The organism is Psychrobacter immobilis (genome assembly GCF_003148585.1).
Classification (GTDB): domain Bacteria; phylum Pseudomonadota; class Gammaproteobacteria; order Pseudomonadales; family Moraxellaceae; genus Psychrobacter; species Psychrobacter immobilis.
Map to the genome: position 1 here is coordinate 102,126 of NZ_QGGM01000002.1, position 22,441 is coordinate 124,566.

Here is a 22,441-nt window from a genome sequence, read left to right on the forward strand (position 1 = left end):
GACTAGGGATAGACAGATATACCATTACAGGAATGGCTGACCCAGTATCACCAAAAAATAAATGATTAATACATAAAGCTGACAACGTCTTGGCTGATGAGAAGCGAGAGCTTCGAGATCCACATAAACAGGTTAAATGGCTTACACCATAGAAAACCTACATTTAAGACCGCACGACTATATTTGAATGAATTTGATCAGGAGATCAAGGATGACTATTGATAACGACGTACTACGTGAACGCATCAGCTTATTAGGCTCATTTCTAGGAGAGGCGATTTCTCGCCAGACGGGCGAAGAAACACTTAATACGATTGAAACGCTGCGTAAAGGTTTTATTCAACAACGCCGCGCACCTAACGAAGCGAATAAGCGACAACTTATCGACTTCATCGCCTCGTTAGATAATCAAACCTTAAAAAACGTCATCCGCAGCTTTTCTATCTATTTCTTTTTAGCAAATCTAAGTGAGGAAAATTACTTACGCGAGCAGCGTCATGCCTTGCGTATGCAATCCGATCAAAGCTGGGAAGGCTCGTTTCGCCGCACCTTGCTTGAATGTCGCGAACGCAATATTGAACCTGCCCAAATGCAAGAGCTGATTGAGCAGCTGAAATTTATACCTGTCTTTACCGCGCATCCTACTGAAGCGCGCCGCCGTACGACCATGAATCTATTGCAGAGTTTGTTTATTCATAGCGATGCCTTAAACAATCTTGCAGAAGACAGCTTTGCCTACGAGCAAGCAAAAGAAAAAACGGCGCAGACGATTGATTTACTATGGTCATCGGATGAAGTGCGTACGCGTAAGCCTTTAGTCTATGACGAGATCAATAATGGCCTGCATTATTTTAATGCCAGTTTATTCAATGCCATTCCAAAGGTTTATCGTAATATTAAAGACGCCATTATCGATATCTATCCTGAGCTAACAGACTACCCATTACCTGCCTTTATGAGTTTTGGCTCTTGGATAGGTGGCGACAGAGATGGCAATCCCTTTGTCACTCATGACACCACAGAAATGGCGGTATTGATGCATGCCGATACCGTGCTACGTCATTATCAAGTACTGCTAAAAAAACTGCGCCGTGAACTTATTCACAGTGATACGATTATCAAGATTGCGCCAGACGTTTATGCTCGTATAAAGGAGTATGCCACTCTCGAGCAAAAAGTATTTTATTATAATCCTGACGATTACAACAATGAGCCGTACCGTAGGTTGCTATCGATTATCCTTGCCAAAATAAAAGCGACCAATCGCCACATTCAAAGCAAAGGTACAGACCTCGACGCCGCACACGATGCTTACGCCAACCCACAAGAGTTGTTAGAAGATTTACGTATCATTCGAAAAAGTGTCAATACTCATGACAAGGCTCATGGCGAAGGGCTATTACTCGATACGATTCGTCTGGTCAAAACCTGCGGCTTTCATCTAGCAGCGCTCGATATCCGCCAAGAGTCGTCTTATCATAGCGATGTGATCGCCGATATTTTCGCCAATGCCTCAAATTTACCAGACTATCAGACTCTGGGTGAAACCGAGCGCCAAGAGTGGTTGACGCGTTTACTTGCAAAGCCGGGTACACCGCTCATCTATACCGATAACTTGACTGATAAAACCCGTGAACAATTAGCCTTGATGAACTCAGTGGCAACATTACGTAAACTGGTCGGACAAGACACGTTCGGTAGTTATGTGATTTCGATGACCAACAATGCCAGTCAATTATTAGAAGTCTTACTACTCATGCGTTTTGCAGGCTTGTGCAGGGTTGATGATGCAGGTCAGCTGTCTGCTGACTTACCCGTCGCACCCTTGTTTGAAACCATCGAAGACCTTAAAAACATCGATAAGATTTTACCTGCCGTCTTGGACAACCCACTCTATAGAGGACTCCTCCAGCACTCAGATAACACACAAGAAATCATGCTGGGTTATTCAGATTCATCAAAAGATGGTGGCATCATTACGTCTGCGTGGCAGCTTTATAGCGCGCAGCAAACCATTAACCATATTGCTGCTGAATATGGCATCAAAACACGCCTGTTTCATGGGCGTGGTGGCTCTGTCAGTCGTGGCGGTGGCTCAACGCATAATGCAATTGCCGCTCAGCCCGCAGGGACACTGCATGGAGAAATTAAAGTCACCGAGCAGGGCGAAGTCCTTTATGCCAAATATGCCAACACCGATACTGCTGTATTTGAGCTTACCATGGGCATAACTGGTACGCTTAAAGCGTGCTCAACAAGATTTGTGGTGCAACCGCCTGAACTAGCAAATTATGAAGCACTCTTTGCGCGTCTAGCAGATGCGGGTGAACAAAGTTATCGTACGCTGACGGACCATACCGAAGGGTTTTATCAATTCTATTCACAAGTGACGCCAGTGCAGGAAATCTCTTTATTAAATATTGGCTCGCGCCCAGCGCACCGTAATAAAGGCCTGCCAAGTAAGACAACCTTGCGGGCGATTCCCTGGGTATTTGGTTGGTCTTTAGCGCGCTTCACCCTACCAGCTTGGTATGGCGTAGGTAGTGCTCTTCATAGCGTTAAAGAAGACGAAGGTTTAATGAGAGAGATGATTGATTGCTGGCCATTTTTTAACGTATTTATTAGTAATATTGAAATGGCATTTACCAAAGCTGAGATGAGCATTGCTCAGGCTTATAGCCAATTATGTGACAATACGAGGTTACGTGAACAGATTATGAAAGCAGTAATCGATGAGCATCACCTAACCTTCTCAGGTTTAAATTCTTTGCTTAACCAGACATCGTTATTGGCGCATCAGCAAAGCCTTGCCGCATCACTGCAATGGCGAAATGCTTATTTAGATCCGATTAACTACATACAAATCGAGTTGTTGAAACGTGCCAGACAAAGAGACACTATATATGATGACGGTGACTTTAGTGTTGAAGATCCATTAATCCGTAGTATCAATGCTTTGGCAGCGGGTCTACGCAATACGGGTTAATTAATAGAGAATTACGTTCAGATATCTAACTTATAACCTAAATACATTGACTTCCTTTAATTAAATTAAGAAGGTTGAAAAGGTGTAAGGGTCAACTAATTTAGATGTGGGTGGGTTTCTATCGTCAGGCTCCCTAACTAAAATCTCCCGAATTTTTTTTATACGGATTTGACGGTAGGGGTCAGTCAGCTACCAGCTATCGAGACGACCCGTATGTAACTTGGTGAAACAGATGCTTGATTATGCCACTACAGTCTATTAATTAGGCAGCAATTGAGACAAGATGTTAGAAAAAAATATTGCCTCTCAAAAAGCTCGATTATCACTGCCATATCCTATCCAGCACAGTGAACCAATTCTTTGACGTAATCTTTTCAATGAGTGGATCGGAGAAATGTCGTTGTTGCATGTGCTCAATCAGCATAGAGATTTGACTGATATCAGATAACTCATCTGGCAATAGACAACCATCAAAATCAGAGCCAAAACCGACGTGATCTTCGCCTAAATGGTCAACTAGATAATCAAGATGATCGACAATCACATCAACTGAAGTTTGCGTGTTGCGTTGACCGTCAGCACGAAGAAATGCAACATCAAAGTTCACCCCAACCATACCACCGCTTTGTTTAATGGCAGCCAGTTGCTGGTCAGTCAAATTCCTTGCTTGCTGACATAACGCGTGTGCATTAGAGTGTGTCGCGACAATGGGCTGATCAATAATCTCTAACGTATCCCAAAAAGCACGCTCATTCATATGCGACACATCGATTAGCATATGTTTTTCACGACACTTTAGAATGAGGTCTTTACCTTGATCCGTGAGACCAGATCCTGTATCGGGAGAATGAGGAAAGGAGGCATTTAAGCCATCACCAAAGAGGCTTTTTCTATTCCAGAGTGGCCCTATACTTCTAAGACCTGCATCATAAAAAACATCCAATAACTCAGGTTTAATGGCTAAAAACTCAGCACCTTCCAAATGAAGGATGATGGCTAATTGCTGATTCTGCTGACAGGCTTGAATTTGCGCTAAAGACTTACAAATCTGAATCTGACCGTCTGATCGCGCCTGTAATTGTTGCACAAGTGCCAACTGTGCACAGCAAATATCCACGATTTTTTGCGGCTCAAAATCTAAGCCTGAGAGATTTGATAACTTGTCAGGATGGTTTTTTTTAACATAAGCGTAGGGCGGCAGGAAAATAGAAAATAAGCCGCCCATCCATCCCGCTTTCTGACAACGTTGTAAATCCAAATGTCCTGGTAGCGTACCATAAATGAAATCATGCACAGGATCTGCGGCTGCACTCAGCCACAGTCGGGTCAATAGGTCGTTATGTCCATCAAATATCACAGGCTGAGCATTCATTATTCATCCATTACCGTACGAGTAGGAATTAATTGCTCTTGACTCAATAGCTTTGAGTTTTTAGGGTTCCTAAAGCGTAACTCTTCAAAGGAAACTGGCGTTTCACTGTTTATACGCGCTTCCTCGATCAGATAATGATAAGGTGATTTGCCACACACAGGATCGGCATTTTTGGCATCCCCAGTCAGCATAAACGCTTGGCAACGACAGCCGCTGTAATCCCGCTCTTTATCTGGGCAGCTTTGGCACATGTCAGGCATCCAATCGTCACCGCGAAACTGATTAAAGCTCGCAGACTCATACCAAATATCTGCAAGTTGGGTGTTGCGTACGTTAGGGAACTGTATTGGTAATTGTCTGGCGGCATGGCAAGGTAGGGCTGTGCCGTCCGGTGCCACAGTCAAGAAAATCTTACCCCAACCATCCATACAGGGTTTAGGACGTTCTTCGTAATAATCAGGAACGACAAAAATGAGTTTACATTTGATGCCACGTTTTTCAATTTTCTTGCGGTGCTCATTGGTAATACGCTCGGCTCGAACCACTTGCGCTTTGGTTGGTAGTAAGCCTTCGATATTCTCAAATGCCCAACCATAAAACTGACAAATGGCCAGTTCAACGGTATCGGCTTCCAGCTCTAAGCACAGCTCAATAATCTGATCAATCTGATCAATATTCTGCCGATGAATGACAAAGTTGAGCACCATAGGATAGTTGTACTGCTTGACCAGACGTGACATCTCATACTTTTGTTCAAAGGCATGTTTTGAGCCAGCCAATGCATTGTTAACCGTTGGATCACTGGCTTGGAAACTGATCTGAATGTGGTCAAGGCCAGCCTCTTTTAATCGAGCAATCCGAGATTCGTTCAATCCCATGCCTGATGTGATTAAATTGGTGTAAAAACCTTTGTTATGAGCATAAGCGACCAATTGTTCTAAATCTTGACGAACGAGTGGTTCACCGCCAGAAAAGCCGAGCTGCACCGTGCCCATTTGCCGCGCCTGATCAAGAACATCGAACCATTCTTGCGTTGTCAGTTCCTGCTTATACTGAGCATAATCAACAGGATTAGAGCAATAAGGGCATTGTAATGGGCAGCGATAGGTAAGCTCAGCCAATAGCCATAATGGCAGTCCTACTGGCGCAGTCATACTAAATCAATCCAATGTTCACGTTGAGCCACCAACATATATTCGATAATGTCTTGCTCGATTTCAGGTATATCACCAAACATAGCCTTCACCTTTTTAATAATATCAGCAATGGACGCTTGACCATCAATGTGTTGACCGATGATGCTGGCACTCTCATTTAATTTGATCATCCCTTCAGGGTACAGCAACACATAAGCGTTCTGTGCAGGCTCAAACTGAAAGCGATAACCATGACGCCATACTGGGACGATAGAGTGATCTAGTTCAGGTAAACTCATTTGAACAATCCTTTATGCCAGACATTATCATCAGTGACGCTTTGGTAAGGGGCTTGATTATGGACATAGGCCAAGCTCAAAGAATCCAAAATGGTCCACAAAATATCCAGTTTAAATTGTAGAATCTCTAGCATACGCTCTTGTTGTTCAACTGTTTTGAATGAGTCGAGCGTAATGGTTAGGCCATGCTCAACATCGCGGCGGGCCTGACTTAAGCGCGAGCGAAAATAGGTATAACCTTGCTCTTTAATCCAAGGATAATGTTTTGGCCAAGACTCTAAGCGCGATTGATGAATCTGCGGGGCAAAAAGCTCTGTCAGTGAGCTGCTGGCTGCTTCTCGCCATGAGGTACGACGCGCAAAATTTACATAAGCATCGACTGCAAAACGTACACCCGGCAACACCAATTCTTCAGAAATCACTTGTTCGCGGCTAAGACCAACCGCTTCTGCCAGACTCAACCATGCTTCACGACCGCCACCATCAGGATACACGCCATCTTGATCAATCATGCGCTGAATCCACTCTTGACGCACCCGCTGATCGGGGCAATTCGCCATGATTGCCGCATCTTTCAAGGGAATATTGATTTGATAATAGAATCTGTTGGCGACCCACGCTTGAATCTGCTGTTGGGTCGCTTGTCCTTCATGCATCATGATATGAAAAGGGTGGTAAATATGGTAATACTGACCTTTAGCCATAATCGCTTGTTCAAAGGCCTCTACGCTTAGGGCTATTTTTTCTTCTTGCATTATCTTCATTTTGCTGTCGCCTTACAATTCAATCTGCATACCATCAAACGCCACTTCAACACCGTGTTGTTTCAATGTTGCAGCCTGTTCAGATTGTTCATTCAATATTGGGTTGGTGTTATTAATGTGGATCAATACCTTACGAATGTTTTTGAGCTGATCTAAATAGTGCAGTGATCCATCTTCACCACTAATGTGTAAATGCCCCATGTCTTGGCCTGTTTTTGTACCGACACCGCATTCTTGCATCTCACTGTCAGTCCATAAAGTGCCATCAATCATCACACAATCAGAGGCTTCCATAATCTGCATAATATCATCGTCAATTTTGCCCAAACCTGGCGCGTAAAAGAGTTGTTTTTGCGTTTTTAAGTCTTTTACAATCAGCGCAATATTATCGCCATCATGGGGGTTATTACGATGTGGCGAGTAGGGTGGTGCCGAGCTTCTAATCACCAAAGGCGTCAATTCTAAATTGCTAAAACCTTCAATATTAAAGGTCTGTTTCGGATCAATTTGGTGATATTGCAGGCCACCATTCCAGTGTTTCAACATATTGAAAATAGGAAACCCTGTCGTGAGATCTTGGTAGACCATCTCAGTACACCAAACAGGAATCGGACACCCTTCTCGCAGGGTCAATAGCCCAGTCGTATGGTCAAGCTGACTGTCCATCAAAACCACATTCGTGATGCCTGTATCTCTCAGGTTACGTGCTGGCTGTGCCGCCTTAAATTCAAATAATTGCTGACGAATATCAGGTGACGCGTTGAATAAAATCCAATCTATGCCATTCTCTGATATGGCTATCGAAGACTGGGTGCGGGTCTTTGCTTCAATTGTGCCTTGACGAACACCATGACAATTATAGCAATTGCAATTCCACTGTGGAAAACCACCACCAGCCGCTGAGCCTAAAACGTGAATATACATAAATCAATATTTCCAAAAAAATAAAAGCCCTAATCATCTAGGGCTTTTAATGTATTTAAGTCTAGTAAATTTTAACGCGCTTCAAAATACATAGTGACTTCGAAACCGATACGGATATCTTGAAAAGCTGGTTTAGTCCATTGCATAGGATTACTCCGGAAAGATCTCACTAGCTAATAAGTAAGATTAGTAAAAAGAATCTTTAATGGTATTCTAATCTAGCCCCTGCTGTCAAATCTGTAAAAAGACGGAAAACATTTTAGTTACGCAGTCTAACAGTAGTAATCAAACTATACTTATCTTGGCATATACCACTGTTCATTGTAAGGTAAATTGGATATATGCCTTAGTAATAAAACGGCAATGAATCAAATCATTACCGCTTCATTAAACAGGTATGATGTTACTTGGCTTTGTCAGCAAGTTTATAAGCCATAACATAATCCCCAATAGTAGTACCAACTGAACCATGTCCACCAGCTACCAATACGACCATCTGCTCACCTTTAGAATTTAGATAAGTCATAGGCGTCGCTTGGCCACCTGCTGGAATACGAACATTCCACAATACATCGCCATTTTTTAAATCATAGGCGCGGAAGTTGTTTTCAGTAGCCGCTGACAAGAATGCGACGCCACCTTTAGTGATGATAGGTCCACCGATACCAGGTACCCCCAATTCAAACTTGATTGGAATAGGAGATAAGTCCTGTACGGTACCGTTCTTGCGCTGATAAGCAATCTCGCCTGTGGCCAGATCAGCACCTGCGATAGTGCCCCATGGTGGCTGCTGGCAAGGTACACCAAGTGGTGATAAGAATGGTCCCATTTCTACCGCATAGTCTGCGCCTTCGTTGGCATTCACACCTTGTTCACCTTTATTGGTCTCAACATCGCCAAGTGTGTCTTTAGGGATGAGTTTTGAGGTAAAGGCAAGGTAAGTTGGCATACCGAACATCACGCCATTTTCAGGATCAACAGCGATTCCGCCCCAGTTAAAGGTACCAAAGTTACCAGGATAGACTAACGTACCGTTGGTTGATGGTGGCGTGTAGCGACCGTCGTAGTTGAGTTTGTTGAACTCAATACGGCACATCATCTGATCGATGAGACTTGCGCCCCACATATCTTTTTCAGTCAGTTTCTCAGGCTCAAAGCTCAAACCAGAATAAGGTTGCGTCGGAGCAGCATGTTCACCAGCAATGAGGTAGCCTTGCGGTGCATCACGCTCTTTGATAGGCACAATAGGCTCGCCTGTGGCACGGTTCAAGACATAAACATCGCCTTGTTTAGTCGGTACCACCAATGCAGGCTGGACACCATCAGCGGTATTTAAGTCAAGCAATGTTGGCTGCGCAGGCGTATCCATATCCCAAAGATCATGATGGACAAACTGCTGTACCCAGCGCGCTTCACCAGTTTTCAGATCTAGTGCGACCACAGAGGTTGCATACTTTTCTTCAGCAGCATTACGATAGCTACCGAGCTGATCGGGCGTGCGATTGCCCATTGGGAAGTAGGCCAAACCAAGCTCTTCATCAGCACTGGCAGTCGACCATGAGTTTGGCGAGCTGGTGCGATAGACTTGAGTTGGATCATTGACATCAAAAGGGGCTGTGTTGTCAGGATCACCTGAATCCCAGTTCCACATAAGCTCGCCAGTATTCACGTCATAAGCACGGATCACACCAGAGGGTGAGTTTACATCGTAGTTGTCGTTAACAGCACCAGCGACAATAATAACGCCACCTGCAACCACTGGGGCAGATGTTGAGTAATAGTAGCCTGCTTGCTGGAACGGCATGTTGTGCATCAAATCTAATGCGCCATCTTCACCAAACTCTTGACAGCGTTGTCCCGTTTTTGGATCGAGGGCATATAGCTTGGCATCAGAGGTTGGGATAAATATCTTGGCATCGCATTGCTTGGAGGGATTTTCAAAGGTATTCCCAGCAATTTTTTGCACCAATGTATCGCCAGTCGCAGCCGGTTTATTAGCCGCTACTACGTTATTATCAGTGGTGTCACTGACGGCGCTATCGCTAGCTGTCTCGGTATTAGCATTAGCTGCTGGCGTAGTGCTGTTTGTACCAGCTTGACCAGCGTAATAAGAGACACCGCGGCAAGTTTGATGCTGACGCTGGAGGTTTTCGCCAACCTTAGGATCGAACTTCCATAGAGTCTCACCAGAGTCGGCATCTAATGCCAGCACCCAGTTATGCGGCGTACACATATAAAGAGCGTTGCCGATCTTTAGTGGGGTTGCTTGATAAGTGGTTTCGCCAACATCATTAGGACCTTTGATATCGCCTGTTTGGATTTGCCACGCCAGCTCCAAATCTTTGACATTCTCTGTGTTGATTTGAGTCAAAGGAGAGTAGCGTTGGCCATAGTTAGTACGGCCATAGGCGCTCCACTCACCATCTGGTGTTTGCTCGCCATTTGATAATGGGTCGCCAAGGTTGGTAGAAGTGGCATTTTGATCGCCGTCATCTTTGGCAGTTAAATCGAGCTCGCCCAATTTGTCGGTGGCATTATTGGCCATACTACCGAAAGAGAGCAGTGCGCCCACAACCACACTAGCCAGCAATCCCCAATAATAAATAGGGTTTTTTGAGTTATTTTTGGCGTCTTTGAAGGGAGTTGTAATAAGATTTTCGGAATGTAAGCTCGATGTACCATTAGCAACTAAATTTTTATCAGAGCTCTTTGATACTCGAGTTTTATTACCCTGCATCTTGTTAGATACCCATGGCAATAACATTAATAAACCAAATATCAGCGGAAAGCCCAAGCGAGTTGCCAGTGCCCACCAATAAAACCCAGATTCCCAAAGCGCCCAAGCCAGGGTCGCTATAATAAAAATAGTATAGAGCCCATAGGCGCTCCAATGTCTTTTAAATAGCAAGAATGCTGTGACAAGCATCGTAATGCCAGCAATAACATAGTAAGCGCTACCGCCTAACGAGAGTAAGTAGGTACCTCCAATAAGCAAAGGTGCGGCAAAAACCGCCATAATAATAGCTATGAATTTTTCCATGAGCGGAACCACCTGTTTATATAAAAGCAGATTGGCATGCAATGATGGACGACCAGTTAAAACTAGGCGTCCATCATTACATACCTATGTAATTAACAAATAAATCAAACGTCGAATAACGTTTTGGACTTTATTTTATCACCTATACACAAGATCAGTAAAGGTAAGGTAAGATAGGAAAAACTGTTTGGTAAGTGTTTTAGATACTAGGGCGTGTCTTCATTTTAAAAATGGTGATAAAGATTAGATAAATTGTAGTCAAACAAGGAAAATAGCGCCGTTAATATCGGGATATTACCTAGCTATTTGATGAAGTTTGGCAAAATTTAGCCATTTTTAGCCCATTTAGATGTCCATCGATTGAATTGAAGACACGCCCTAAACTGTTTTTGATATAAATCCATAAATGCATAGCCTAAGACTCAAGTCCTCACTAGCAGACTGAGCTTCTTCCTAGAGATGTTACGTTAAATGGTTTTCATGCAAAAAAAGTCATCGGTTCGAGTGCTCGAAAATAGCTCTGCTATCATGAGAATAATACATAAGTTTAAGTTCCAAAAAACTATCTATAGAAATCTGCTATGACCCTCCCTAAAACCTCTTTAACACGTAAATATATCCTTTTTTAGCAGCAGCGATGCTGTCTGTGTCAGCTATGGTTACTGATTTTAGCCAAGTTCAACGCGAAGCTAATCAAGGTGATGCTGATGCCTAATATGTGCTTAGGATGATATACGTCAAAGGCGAAGGCGTGCGACTAAACACCATGACTACTAAAAAATGGTTTGAGCTATGCTGAAGAAACCGTAGAGGTAAATTTGGTAAACTAAGCGTATTAATCGGAGTTTATCATGACCAAGAAAGTAAGAACCTACTGTGACGAATTTAAAGCCGAGGCAGTCAAGAAGATAGCAGACAATAATGGCAATATCTCAGCGACCGCAAAGCAGCTTGGCATCGCCATGCAGACCTTATCTAATTGGCACAATAAAGCCAATCAAGGCAAGCTTATCAGCACTCAGCAATATGAACCTGATCTTATGGCAGCTATTCAAGAAATAAAGTAGCTCAAGCGACAACTTAAAGTTGCTGAAGAAGAGCGAGAGATATTAAATGAGGAGGGATAAAGCGGAGCATTGCTTCGCCCCGACGCAAGGGGAGAGCTATGCTCGAGTGAGGCGACGGCGTACTTTGCCAAGCACAGCTAGTAAAGTACGCCTTTATAAAAACTAATAGACAGGTCTTTAGTATCGTCTCTATGTGCCGTGTGTTAAGCGTCAAACCATCAAGCTATTACGACTGGAGTAGTCGCGATATCAGCGAGCAGCAGATACATCGCAACCATTGTGAGCTACTAGTTAAAGCCGCTCACAGTGAAAGTAAAGAACGTTATGGTTATGAACGTTTGCATGCAACACTCACCGAGCAAGGCCATGACATCACCTATATCTGGACAAATGAGGGTTGGCTGTATTTAGCAGGCGTTAAAGACTTATACATTAAAGAGCTTGTCGGTTACGCCATCATCAAACGCATGACAGCAGATCTAGTATGCAAAGTATTGAACATGGCCATCAAGAACAAACGACCCAGTAAAGGGCTAGTCGTTCACTCTAAAATAGGCAGCCAGTATGTAGCCACGCGTACCATAAGATCATCAAGCAGCCTCACTTTACAAGCTCAATGAGCGCTAAAGGTAACTGCTTTGACAACGCACCCATAGAAAGCTTCTGGGGCATATTGAAGAACGAACTAGTATATTACCAAGACTATAAAACAAGGTTTGCCGCTATTACCAATATCATTAGATATATCGAGTTGTACTACAATCAAACGAGGATGTTGATGAAGATGACTTTATGAATAGTTAGTAGGTATGAGAATTAATCAATCATCAACCAATCTTGATAAAGATTAATCATATAATTATAATCCCATGAACTTATTGTACGGTAGCCTTAGTTTAACATAATATACATTATGCGAAAACAAACCAATGACTTTAGAAGTTAGGCTCATAGTTTTATACAGTGCGATTTATAAGCTCTCAAGATTGTCTCTGTGATTTTTATTCAGGGTTTATAGTTTTTATATTTAGGTATTAATAAAAATAACACTCAGTATTGGCTAGCGACAGGTTTCTAGTAAATGCTTGAGTAAAGACTTGCCATCTTCATCTAAAATCACATCTGCCACTCGGCAATTAGCATCGTCATCGGTACCATTACATGATAACTCGTAATAAACATTGCTGCCATGCGCCAAACTCACTTGCACCAATCCTTGGTCAGTCATCGAAAACTGTTTGTCTTGGGTATAATCAGGATCTTGCGAATCCCACAATACATCATAATCAACATGACAAGATATTTGCTCTCTATCAAAATAATCCTGTTCAATCTGCATCGCGGCTTGTAGATCTGGGTCGGCATACTGTTGCAATACGACAGGATTATCCATGCCTTGATTGTTGACATCTTGCTGATACATATTGCTAATGGTCGCTATTTTTATGGCTGCATAAGTCTGAGTTGACTCTGCTATATCAGCTATAGCAGAATTGGTTGTTATCAGTCCCATAGCTAGCAGCGTCAGTGAATAATGTGTTGGCATGGCGTTCTCTACGAGCTTCAATGATATAAGTGTTATAAACCATTACATCATAACCATATTATGACTCTGCTGTATTATCGTATCATTCCGGTTTATCTAATAGAAATAATCTATTACTTAGTAACTTTTAAATAATAACTTTTTGCTCAGTAATCTTGTGACATTTGCTCAATTATATTCACAGTAACGTATATTTCGCTAACCACTGCGATAAGGATGCTTTATGACCCTATTATCTACTTTCAAAGACCGTTCATCTAAATTAACCGTTGGCGGCGCATTGGCTTTGGCGCTAGCAGCAACTGGCTGTCAATCTTCTGCTGAATCCAATATAGCCACTCCAAATCAATCTAACGGCCATTCATCAACGCCCGTTGTCTCCGATATCAGTCAGCAAACCCTTAAGCAGCAAGCCTTACGTATTCAGCGCGCACTTGCGAATAAAGACTTCGCTCGCATCACCAATGATATTCATCCAACCCGTGGTGTTCGTTTTTCGATGTATGCCTATGTGCGTCCTGAGACTGATAAAGTCTTTAGCCGTGAACAATTCGCGCAATATTTACAACAGTCCAAAGTACGCTTTACTTGGGGTGAAAAAGACGGTACTGGTGATCTACTAGTCACACCACTACCTGTATATTTAGACACATGGATTGATGCTAGCAAGTTTAATAATGCCAGTATCAGTATTAATGAATTCCAACACAGCGGCAATATGATTAATAACCTAAAGAGGATTTATCCCAATTCAGAGGTTGTCGAGTTTTATCATAAAGGCTCAGAGGAATACGCTGGTATGGATTGGCGCATCATGCGCTTAGTGTTTGAAGAATATCAAGGCAAACGCTATTTGGTCGCTATTGTGAATGAGCAATGGACAGTTTAAATAATTTTTATCTATAAGAACATGTATTTAAATAAAGAATGAGTAATAAAAAAGGCAGTGTCACCGAAGCCATACACTGCCCTTTTTATTATTTTTCCGCCTGTATATTCAGTATTCAACATAAATGTTAAATACTAATGATCTTATTAAAGTGGCGTTTGGCGAAAAAACTTCACCATAATCTCATAGATATCTGGATAAGCATCTACCAATTTTTGCGGTGTTTCAAAAAACACTTCGCTCAGAACCGCAAAAAACTCCGCAGGATTGGTAGCGCCATAACGATCTAGTCCTGCCTTACAATGAGTCTGAAAGTCTTCAAAATCACGTGTCATAATCTCAGTCCAGCGCGCAGGATCCATATCGGGTTGCAGTGGTGGAAAGCCATTGGCACGGCCATTTAACATATCAAGTTTATGCACAAATTCGTGGATGACAACGTTATGACCATCGCGCTCGCCTGAGTGCTTCGCATCTTTCCATGACAAAATAACGGGGCCGCGCAGCCACGCCTCACCGCTACGGTGCTGACTGCCCTCATGGACGATGCCCAGTTCATCGACAGTGGTTGTTTCGCTCTTGTAGGAACCAGGATAAATGATAATGGCTGACCAGCCAGCATACCACTCAAGGCTAAGGTTTAAGATAGGCAAACAAGCTTGCAAGGCGATGGATTGCCGCACCGTATCGCTAATCTCAAAACCTTGTGCGCCCGTGATTGACTTATCCGCCAAAAACAGCGTCGCCAGCTCAAACAAGCGTGTTAGCTCGTCCTCATTTAACCGATCAAGTATCACAATACGCTTGGCAGCTTGTTGCCAGTCAGCATGGGTAAACTCGCTGTTGTCTAAGATACGCTGCTCGCGCCAGTCTTTTATTATGCTAAACATATTGAATTTCCTTTAATTGCGTCTTTAGACTGTGCTTTTTATTATTAGCGTTATGTGTTTTAAGGGGTTAAATGGTGCTGACAATAAGCCTGTGTATCAACTCTCTAACGACAACATATTCATAATCAGCTTAATCAAGGTTTCTTTTTGGTTGGGATCAGATTCAGCGACTAACAAGGTTAATGCGGCAAGCCCGGTATTGTTGATGACCATCTCACCTTTATCATTGAGCAGTCGATTATTACGATGCAAAAAATCCACAAACAAAAAAGCGCCGCTGCGTTTATTACCATCGGTAAAAGGATGATTTTTGACCATAAAGTACAGCAGATGCGCCGCTTTACTCTCAATGGTCGGGTACGCAGGCTCGCCAAACACCGTCTGCTGTAAATTACCCAGTACGCTGTCCAACCCATCACCGCGAGGCTTAGCAAATAGCTCAGTCGCCTCGCCTCTATTTATCAGCTGCGCTTTTAAATCCGTCAGCGCTGCCATCGCCTCAGTCGGACTGGGTAAGATACCGCCATCCTCCCCTGAAGGATTATCAAGCAAGCCTTCATCATAACGCTGTAACCATAAGAATGTCTGTGTATAACGGCTGATAATTTCAACCAAGCCGCGTCCTTCATCGGTTTTAAGCTCGGGACTTTGCGCGGTTTTTCTAATTAAATTTAACGCTTGTTGTAGCTCGCTTGAGTTTTTATCAAAGCGCTCTTGATTGAGCGTATAGCCTTGAACTAAGTATTCACGTAAGCGCTGGGTTGCCCAGCGTCTAAACTGCACACCTTGGGGAGATTTGATGCGATAACCTACTGAGATAACTACATCTAAGTCATAAAAAGTCACAGGGCGGTCAGAATTTGCAATATGCATTTTTTGCATATTGCTTTTCTCAGCGATCTCTTCATCGTTTATGGCATTGGTAATATGACGCGAAATCACTGATTGGTCACGACCAAACAACTCAGTCATTTGTGATTGTGACAGCCAGACCGTATCCTGTCCAAAACGTACGTCTACCTGCGCCTTCCCATCAGCGCTTTCATATATCTCTACTTTTGCTGTTTTATCATTCGTAACACCAACCATCTTGGTTTTTCCTTAATATACGCGCTTATGCTCAATTCATAAATTATACGGCGACTGCATGAAAGAGTACATAATAATGACTATCCTGTGCTTGGTGTATCTCGCGGCGAATAACCGAAGTGCTGCTTATAAATACGTGAAAAATAACCTTGATCGGTATAGCCTACTCTATGAGCGACCTCATCTATAGTCACGTAGCTTTTGGTTTTTAAAATGTGATTGGCCTGCTTTAAGCGCAATTCCTTGACCCAGTCTGAAAAAGTATAAGGTAGATCGGAAAACAGCTTGTGTAAGTATCTGGCAGAGATATGACAAGCAGCAGCGACGGTCTTAGGATTAAGGTCAGAGCTTGCTAAGTTTAGACTTACATAGTGTTCTATCCGCTTTAAGTGCACCGATTGTATGGACGAGCTGGTACTCATCATCACCTCTTTCGGGGCGATCAATGTCAATACAATAAGGTTAAGCAGCTGCTGCTCTAATATTTTTATCTCTAAATCACCCAGCTGATTGTTATGAATAAGCGCCAGTATTTGACCAATTTGAAATACCAGTAACCTGCCTGCCCCTTCATCAATAGACAGACTGCGGGCAAACTGCCGCTCTATAGTGCCCATTTGCGGGGTTAATAGCGCTAAAGGCACTTTAATCACATACAGTGATGCTTCGTGCAGATGATAGAACTCATAAGGTAGGCTGGACAGCTCAATAAAGAACTGACCGGGCTTAGACGTTAGCTGTCGACCTTTTTGAGTAAAACGAACGTCGCCTGTGATAGGAAAAGTAATTAAAATACTGTCATCAATATAGCCGGGGCTCTGTCTGCCGCGATTATAGTGCACAGTATTAGCATGATAGTGCGAAACACCTATCTCTAGAAGCTTAGCATGTTGCAAAAAACCAGAAAACTTATTTGGTTGCCGAAAGCTCACATCAAGATCAAAGTAAGTGTCACTGATGGTACGCTTCCAATCGAAGGCACCTAAGGTTTGCATGCGATCCGTTGCTGGCATCTCTAACCCTGAGAGGCTTAGAAAATTTTTATTCATTGATAAATCATGTGCAGTGACGTCTTTTGTCTTATCTGCTAGCAAGGTTTGATGAGAGGTATCTTGATAACGGTTTGGCTTTTGATTTGCATTCATCCTTGAACACTCAATATATGGTATACAACTGTACTGATATCCTATCAGTTATTGATCAATAATCCTCTTTTATATCATAAAATAAAAAAGGCTTCAGGCATTAAATACTTTTTAATGCCTGAAGCCTTTAGTTGGTGAAACCTCTAGTAGGTTTTGCTTAACGACTTATCTCTATGCTGCTCGAGTCAGCTTATAAGTGCCAGTCTCATGCAGCTCTGCTTGCCAGCCATTTTTAATGACCACGGTAGTGGTTGGCTCTTGAATGAGCGCAGGACCTGTGACCACAGCACCAGCACCAAATTTCTCACCGTCATAGATAGGCGTATCAATCCAGTCATAGGACTGATCAAACAGCATCTCACGGCTACCCGTTTTAGCATTACTGATATCCCCTTGCTGCGGTATAAGGCTCGGTAGTTTTGGCTTACTGATTTTACCAATTACCGATACCTCAATATTGACCAGCTCGACGTGACTATCACGCTCATCATAAGTATAAAGCTCACGATGGCGATGATGGAAAAACTCTAAGATGGTGTTGACACTATCAGCATCGAGCTTACCATTCGGTATCAGCACGTTACATTCATGCACCTGACCAACATAGCGCATCTCCATGGTACGTTCGATGCTGATATCTTTATCTGTAAAGCCATCTTCTAGCAGCTTTTGTACACCCTGCTCTTCAAGTTCTTGTAGCTTGGCATTGAGTGATGGCAACTCTACATCTGGCGCTAGAATCATCATCTGTGTCGCTAAGTAGTTATACTTGATATCAGAGATAATTTGACCAAAAGCACAGAGACAAGATGCGATTTTCGGTATTAAAATAGTCCCAATCCCCATCTCTTCAGCCAGAGCAATAATATGCATGCCAGCTGCGCCGCCTGCGCATACTAGCGCAAAATCCCGAGGGTCATAGCCTTTTTCGATAGTAATACGGCGAATGGCATTAGACATGTTTTGGTTAACGATAGCACTGATACCAAATGCGGCATGATCTAACTCGATGTTTAGCGGATCAGCGATGTGTGTTTGCACCGCTTGTACTGCTTTGTCTTTGTCTAAGGTCACACTACCGCCTAATACCGCATTCGGCTGTAGATAGCCCAACACTAAGTTTGCATCTGTGACGGTTGGCAAGTCACCACCTTTACCATAACATGCCGGTCCAGGCGTCGCGCCAGCACTCTGAGGACCGACCTCTAACATACCAAAGGTATTAACATGCCCAATTGAACCCCCACCAGCGCCTAATGTTTCTACATGAATCATAGGCACACCAATACGATTACGTAAGAAATCAATATCGCGGTTGAGGCTGGTTCTGCCTGATTTAGCCATAGTGATGTCAAAAGAAGTACCGCCCATATCAACCGTAATGATATCGTCAATCCCAAAAGGGCTAGCAATATACAGACCCGCTTGTGGTGCAGATGCTGGCCCCGAGTTAATGGCATTTACCGCACGCTCTCGCATGATGCTACCGACCGCAAGTCCGCCATTAGACTGGAAATAACGTACAGGCTGTTCAGCGCCTAATGCCTTAAAGTAGTCGTCAATTTTATGGACATAAGAAGCCATTACTGGGCTCAAATAGGCATTAACTAGGGTCGTTGAGGTACGAGTATATTCTTTAATCTGTGGATATACGTCACTGCCACAGCAAACGAATACCCCTGGCATATGCTGCTCAACCAGCTCTTTAGCGCGATGCTCATGCTGAGTATTACGAATAGACCAGACGAAGGAGATAGCAACTGCTTGAACGTCTTTTTCCTTAAGTACTTTGATTGCATCGAGTACGTCTTGCTCATTTAGTGGCTCGTGTTCAGTACCATCAGCTAAAATACGACCCCGAATAGGAAAGCGACGATCACGGGTGGCAATTTGCGGTGCTGGCGGATAGCTAGCATCATAGCGATGCCCTTCTTCTTTATGCCCTAAACGTATCTCGATACTGTCCTCATGGCCTGCCGTACATAATAGTCCGACCTTCACCCCTTTCATCTGAATCAAGGCGTTTAGCGCGACGGTCGTACCGTTGATGCATAGGTCGCAGGCTTGAATAATCTCTTCAATAGGACGGTCAAACTGCGTGGCTATTTGCTGTAACCCGTTGGCAATAGCTAAGGTGCCATCTTCGGGAGTAGAAGGTGCTTTGAATAGATGTACATTACCACTTCTTTCGGCCAGAACAAAGTCAGTGAACGTCCCACCAGCATCGACTCCAATACGGAAATCATTTTTCATAAGTCATCCTTAACTCAAATTATTTAATATCATCAGTTAGTTTTGGGTTTTATGCTGTCAGCTTACGACGTAACGCGTCAGTCTCTGCTTCATTGACCGCCAGCGTTTGTGAGTCAATAACCACACCGTACTCAGTCTTAGCCGCTGCTACTGATATGACTCTTTCTTCTACATCTTTTAATACTGCGGGTACCGACCGTGCAAACGAACTGCCATATCCGCCACCGCCAGGATTGGTATTACGCGCACGGTCACCCGGTTGTATTTCAGTCATTATATTTTGCTTGTGCAGATCAGTGACGCCATCCTTATGGATAATCTCTAAGCGCCCTAACTTAAGCTCAGGTGATATTTGTTCTGCACCTGCAGCGCCCATTGTCGGATGCTCACGACCTTCACCAAATGCTACGACAGTCATCTCATGACCTAACGGCTCAACTTCCCATACGGTACCGCAACCGCCACGATACTCACCAGCGCCGCCACTGTCTTCTGCCAAGCCGTACTTATGAATTAAGATAGGATATTGATACTCTAGTAGCTCAATATCACCAGAGCTTAGCGCGCCGAAGCAACATAATGGGCCACAAGCATGCCAGCCATCCATCTGCTGAGTCGCGCCAGCACCAGAGATAATCGAAGCTAGAATCATAGTGACGTATTGTTCCCCTGTTTTTGGGTCAATACCTGAGATGTTGATACCAGACGCATGACCCCAAGAAGCAATCACTCGATCTGGCGCGGCATCTTCAAAAGCCATACGCACAGCATCCGTTAAGGTTTCCATCGGTGTGGTAGTACAATTCACATGAGGGGCAGGTTCTTTGGCATTACATAGCGTGCCATGCTCACCCAGATCTACCGTAACACAGCGATATAAACCTTCGTTGTACGGTGGATCGACTTGGGCAAACATCATCAGACCTAGCAGTACACCAGACATCGAGTTACCCGCATAGGAGTTAATAAAGTAAGGCACTTGCGGTGGACTGGTAATCTTGATATGTACATCGCTGTTTTTAATCTTAATATCAGCGCTGATGGTCAAATCACCTAAACCGTGACCTGAATCCTCTAACACCGCTTCGCCATGATACTGACCATCTGGGATAGATGAAATTAATGAGCGCATATGGGTATCAGCCATATTCTTTAGCTCTTCGATCGCCGCACGGACGGTCTCTACGCCATACTTGTCTAGCAACGCAATCATGTTGCGCTCACCAACCGCACAAGCACCATATTGAGCATTAAGATCGCCTTCTTGGTTACGGCGAGAGCGCATATTACTATGGATTAAGTTAATGACATCACGACGTCTAACGCTTTTTTCCCATATTTTGATAGGCGGAATGCGCAACCCTTCGGCGTATATCTCTTTAGCGTCTGGATTATATCCTGCCGGCACGGGACCACCGATATCAGTGACGTGACCTTTGCACACCGTCCAAAATACCAGCTCGCCTTTATAAAACACTGGCTTATACATACAGCAATCTAGGATATGGCTGCCCATCATCACAGGATCATTGTGATAAATAACGTCGCCTTCATGAATGTCATCACCATAATATTCGGCAACAGCTTTCATGGCGGGCATGAGTGAGCCTAGATGAATAGGAATATCCTGACCCTGCAAAATCATCTCAGGCAAATGATCAAACAAAGCATTGCTATAATCGTGAGCTAAGTTGAAGACGCTAGAGCGTGCGGTTTTTTCTAAGGTTGTCGTCATCTCGCGCTGCGCCGTTTCTAAGGCACCACGTACGACGGACAAAGTAATAGGATCAATTGAAGTGTGAGCTTTGCTCATGTGAGACTCCCTGTCTAGAAATTTATATCAGAAGATATGAGTGGCTCTGTAAAATATAACGCCCAATGTGGCCGTCAATACTTAACAATTACACTCATTCTTTATATGGCTGTCATCCATCCTAATGACGAAGCTTTTTTACTATAGCGAGGTTTTTGGCAAATAGATTGACTGACAGTGCAGAGTTTTTGACTGTGAGTGCACACCTGTATAAATAAGGTTTGTGATTTCAGCCTTTGGAGAGAATGTTAACAATAAAGAGCGTTTGCAATAAAAAAGACAATGCATCGGTTATGATGCACTGCCCTATGAATTTACGTCTTTGACTAGTTATTAGTTTAGTTTTGAGTTTACAGCCACACTTAAGCGTATTAAATGTCTGATATCAAGAAAAATGCCGTCGTCAATAATACAGTCTTAAGCATAATCGTGTGTACCACGAATAGGATAGTTGTTTTCTGGATTTCTGATAAAGGCCAGACCATTTGCCAAGGCTTCCAGCTCAGGTCTAGTAAAAGGAGCGTTGGAGATATCTACAATCTGAATCTTCCCTTCTGTATTGATAACAAACAAGCCGGGCTCTGCAAATGGATGATCGGTTTCTTTCTCTGAACGTGGGTTGGAGATATAAAGACCCAGCATTTTCATTTGTTCAACGGTCAGATCATAGGCGATAGGAAAGCTCACATTTATTTTTTCCAAATGACTTTCTACCTGCTCTTTGCTGTCACCTGAAACAGCGATGACGTCGACACCAGTTTCATTAAATACCGATTTTAATGTTTCTAACTGATTGAGGTATTTGGTGCAAATGGGACAATGTTGACCTCGGTAAACAACCACCATTTTCCAGTCATGACCATTTTTGGGCTTGCCTAATAGCGTCATGTCACCATTATAAGTGGGTACTTCGATATTGGGGAATGTTGCACCAGCAATGATTTTTGGGTTGTAGTTTGCTTGCATTTTTTCATCCTTATAGTTTTGAGTTAAAAATATTTAATATCAAATTTGAATGTTTGCTCAATTTGGTATGTATTGATACTACAAGTAAAAAGCCGACGGTGAAGTCGGCTTTTTGTTATTAAATTGGCATAAATTGAAAGTTTTTCTCTCTGTAGAGATATGATGGGTCAACATAGTTGTTTATCAACTAATACTAACCAGTCCGACTCATATGAATATGATAGCGATTAACAGCGCAGACTTGTTAGCGTTACTACAGAAG

16 protein-coding genes and 1 pseudogene are annotated in these 22,441 nt (G+C 43.2%); 3 read left to right on the top strand and 14 right to left on the bottom strand.

Translation table 11 applies throughout. The annotated features are described in order from the left end of the window. The first annotated feature begins 211 nt into the window (after window positions 1-211). Window positions 212-2,986, top strand: a complete 2,775-nt coding sequence (ppc, locus tag C8D84_RS02425; RefSeq protein WP_109589777.1) for a phosphoenolpyruvate carboxylase — start codon at window positions 212-214, stop codon at window positions 2,984-2,986. A 322-nt stretch (window positions 2,987-3,308) separates the two neighbouring features. Here ppc and C8D84_RS02430 read toward each other — a convergent pair whose 3' ends face one another. From C8D84_RS02430 to C8D84_RS02460, 7 genes are all read right to left on the bottom strand, one after another. After that, window positions 3,309-4,358, bottom strand: coding sequence for a dipeptidase (locus C8D84_RS02430; RefSeq protein WP_180952532.1), 1,050 nt, complete (start codon window positions 4,356-4,358; stop codon window positions 3,309-3,311). After that, on the bottom strand, window positions 4,358-5,512 hold the full coding sequence (pqqE, locus tag C8D84_RS02435; protein ID WP_068407050.1) for a pyrroloquinoline quinone biosynthesis protein PqqE: 1,155 nt from the start codon (window positions 5,510-5,512) through the stop codon (window positions 4,358-4,360). The genes C8D84_RS02430 and pqqE overlap by 1 nt, the downstream gene beginning before the upstream one ends. After that, complete coding sequence (pqqD, locus tag C8D84_RS02440; protein WP_068407047.1) at window positions 5,509-5,793, bottom strand: pyrroloquinoline quinone biosynthesis peptide chaperone PqqD; 285 nt, start codon at window positions 5,791-5,793, stop codon at window positions 5,509-5,511. Before pqqD ends, pqqE begins: the two co-directional genes overlap by 4 nt. Continuing rightward, window positions 5,790-6,548, bottom strand: a complete 759-nt coding sequence (gene pqqC, locus C8D84_RS02445) for a pyrroloquinoline-quinone synthase PqqC (protein WP_102076859.1) — start codon at window positions 6,546-6,548, stop codon at window positions 5,790-5,792. The genes pqqD and pqqC overlap by 4 nt, the downstream gene beginning before the upstream one ends. 21 nt (window positions 6,549-6,569) lie before the next feature. Next, window positions 6,570-7,481 carry a pyrroloquinoline quinone biosynthesis protein PqqB gene (gene pqqB / locus C8D84_RS02450; RefSeq protein WP_068407044.1) on the bottom strand — a complete coding sequence of 304 codons (912 nt, stop codon included), beginning with the start codon at window positions 7,479-7,481 and terminating at the stop codon, window positions 6,570-6,572. Between the two features lie 71 nt (window positions 7,482-7,552). Next, window positions 7,553-7,627, bottom strand: coding sequence for a pyrroloquinoline quinone precursor peptide PqqA (gene pqqA, locus C8D84_RS02455; protein WP_082894360.1), 75 nt, complete (start codon window positions 7,625-7,627; stop codon window positions 7,553-7,555). Window positions 7,628-7,884: 257 nt separating this feature from the next. After that, entirely contained in the window at window positions 7,885-10,521 is a 2,637-nt protein-coding gene (locus C8D84_RS02460) for a membrane-bound PQQ-dependent dehydrogenase, glucose/quinate/shikimate family (RefSeq protein WP_109589779.1), read from the bottom strand. A gap of 851 nt (window positions 10,522-11,372) precedes the next feature. Here C8D84_RS02460 and C8D84_RS02465 point away from each other — a divergent pair. Then, window positions 11,373-12,363 (top strand): annotated as a pseudogene (locus C8D84_RS02465) (IS3 family transposase); the annotation flags it as partial. 285 nt (window positions 12,364-12,648) lie between these two features. Here C8D84_RS02465 and C8D84_RS02470 read toward each other — a convergent pair. Beyond that, window positions 12,649-13,134, bottom strand: coding sequence for a hypothetical protein (locus C8D84_RS02470; RefSeq protein WP_109589781.1), 486 nt, complete (start codon window positions 13,132-13,134; stop codon window positions 12,649-12,651). 223 nt (window positions 13,135-13,357) lie between these two features. Here C8D84_RS02470 and C8D84_RS02475 point away from each other — a divergent pair, with 223 nt between their 5' ends. After that, window positions 13,358-14,023, top strand: coding sequence for a hypothetical protein (locus C8D84_RS02475; RefSeq protein ID WP_109589783.1), 666 nt, complete (start codon window positions 13,358-13,360; stop codon window positions 14,021-14,023). Between the two features lie 146 nt (window positions 14,024-14,169). Here the strand turns inward: C8D84_RS02475 and C8D84_RS02480 are convergent, their stop codons facing one another. The 6 genes from C8D84_RS02480 to C8D84_RS02505 all read right to left on the bottom strand — a co-directional run bounded on the left by C8D84_RS02480 (window position 14,170) and on the right by C8D84_RS02505 (window position 22,179). Further along, window positions 14,170-14,913: a M90 family metallopeptidase gene (locus C8D84_RS02480; RefSeq protein WP_109589785.1), complete on the bottom strand. Its 744-nt coding sequence runs from the start codon at window positions 14,911-14,913 to the stop codon at window positions 14,170-14,172. 96 nt (window positions 14,914-15,009) lie between these two features. Next, window positions 15,010-16,002 (bottom strand): RhuM family protein, encoded by a 993-nt coding sequence (rhuM, locus tag C8D84_RS02485; protein WP_109589787.1) that lies wholly within the window; start codon window positions 16,000-16,002, stop codon window positions 15,010-15,012. A gap of 80 nt (window positions 16,003-16,082) precedes the next feature. Continuing rightward, the gene (locus C8D84_RS02490; protein WP_109589789.1) at window positions 16,083-17,147 is read right to left on the bottom strand and encodes an AraC family transcriptional regulator; all 1,065 of its coding nucleotides are present in this window, start codon (window positions 17,145-17,147) and stop codon (window positions 16,083-16,085) included. 171 nt (window positions 17,148-17,318) lie between these two features. Continuing rightward, the gene (gene capA / locus C8D84_RS02495; protein WP_109589791.1) at window positions 17,319-19,400 is read right to left on the bottom strand and encodes a caprolactamase subunit alpha; all 2,082 of its coding nucleotides are present in this window, start codon (window positions 19,398-19,400) and stop codon (window positions 17,319-17,321) included. A gap of 49 nt (window positions 19,401-19,449) precedes the next feature. Beyond that, window positions 19,450-21,213 (bottom strand): caprolactamase subunit beta, encoded by a 1,764-nt coding sequence (capB, locus tag C8D84_RS02500; protein WP_109589793.1) that lies wholly within the window; start codon window positions 21,211-21,213, stop codon window positions 19,450-19,452. A gap of 417 nt (window positions 21,214-21,630) precedes the next feature. Next, entirely contained in the window at window positions 21,631-22,179 is a 549-nt protein-coding gene (locus C8D84_RS02505) for a peroxiredoxin-like family protein (RefSeq protein ID WP_109589795.1), read from the bottom strand. Window positions 22,180-22,441: the final 262 nt, after the last annotated feature.

What these genes read in the sequence shown, in the direction of transcription:
- ppc (WP_109589777.1), top strand. Translation starts at nt 212, where the DNA reads ATGACTATTGATAACGACGTACTACGTGAACGCATCAGCTTATTAGGC.
- C8D84_RS02430 (WP_180952532.1), bottom strand. Translation starts at nt 4,358, where the DNA reads ATGAATGCTCAGCCTGTGATATTTGATGGACATAACGACCTATTGACC.
- pqqE (WP_068407050.1), bottom strand. Translation starts at nt 5,512, where the DNA reads ATGACTGCGCCAGTAGGACTGCCATTATGGCTATTGGCTGAGCTTACC.
- pqqD (WP_068407047.1), bottom strand. Translation starts at nt 5,793, where the DNA reads ATGAGTTTACCTGAACTAGATCACTCTATCGTCCCAGTATGGCGTCAT.
- pqqC (WP_102076859.1), bottom strand. Translation starts at nt 6,548, where the DNA reads ATGCAAGAAGAAAAAATAGCCCTAAGCGTAGAGGCCTTTGAACAAGCG.
- pqqB (WP_068407044.1), bottom strand. Translation starts at nt 7,481, where the DNA reads ATGTATATTCACGTTTTAGGCTCAGCGGCTGGTGGTGGTTTTCCACAG.
- C8D84_RS02460 (WP_109589779.1), bottom strand. Translation starts at nt 10,521, where the DNA reads ATGGAAAAATTCATAGCTATTATTATGGCGGTTTTTGCCGCACCTTTG.
- C8D84_RS02470 (WP_109589781.1), bottom strand. Translation starts at nt 13,134, where the DNA reads ATGCCAACACATTATTCACTGACGCTGCTAGCTATGGGACTGATAACA.
- C8D84_RS02475 (WP_109589783.1), top strand. Translation starts at nt 13,358, where the DNA reads ATGACCCTATTATCTACTTTCAAAGACCGTTCATCTAAATTAACCGTT.
- C8D84_RS02480 (WP_109589785.1), bottom strand. Translation starts at nt 14,913, where the DNA reads ATGTTTAGCATAATAAAAGACTGGCGCGAGCAGCGTATCTTAGACAAC.
- rhuM (WP_109589787.1), bottom strand. Translation starts at nt 16,002, where the DNA reads ATGGTTGGTGTTACGAATGATAAAACAGCAAAAGTAGAGATATATGAA.
- C8D84_RS02490 (WP_109589789.1), bottom strand. Translation starts at nt 17,147, where the DNA reads ATGAATGCAAATCAAAAGCCAAACCGTTATCAAGATACCTCTCATCAA.
- capA (WP_109589791.1), bottom strand. Translation starts at nt 19,400, where the DNA reads ATGAAAAATGATTTCCGTATTGGAGTCGATGCTGGTGGGACGTTCACT.
- capB (WP_109589793.1), bottom strand. Translation starts at nt 21,213, where the DNA reads ATGAGCAAAGCTCACACTTCAATTGATCCTATTACTTTGTCCGTCGTA.
- C8D84_RS02505 (WP_109589795.1), bottom strand. Translation starts at nt 22,179, where the DNA reads ATGCAAGCAAACTACAACCCAAAAATCATTGCTGGTGCAACATTCCCC.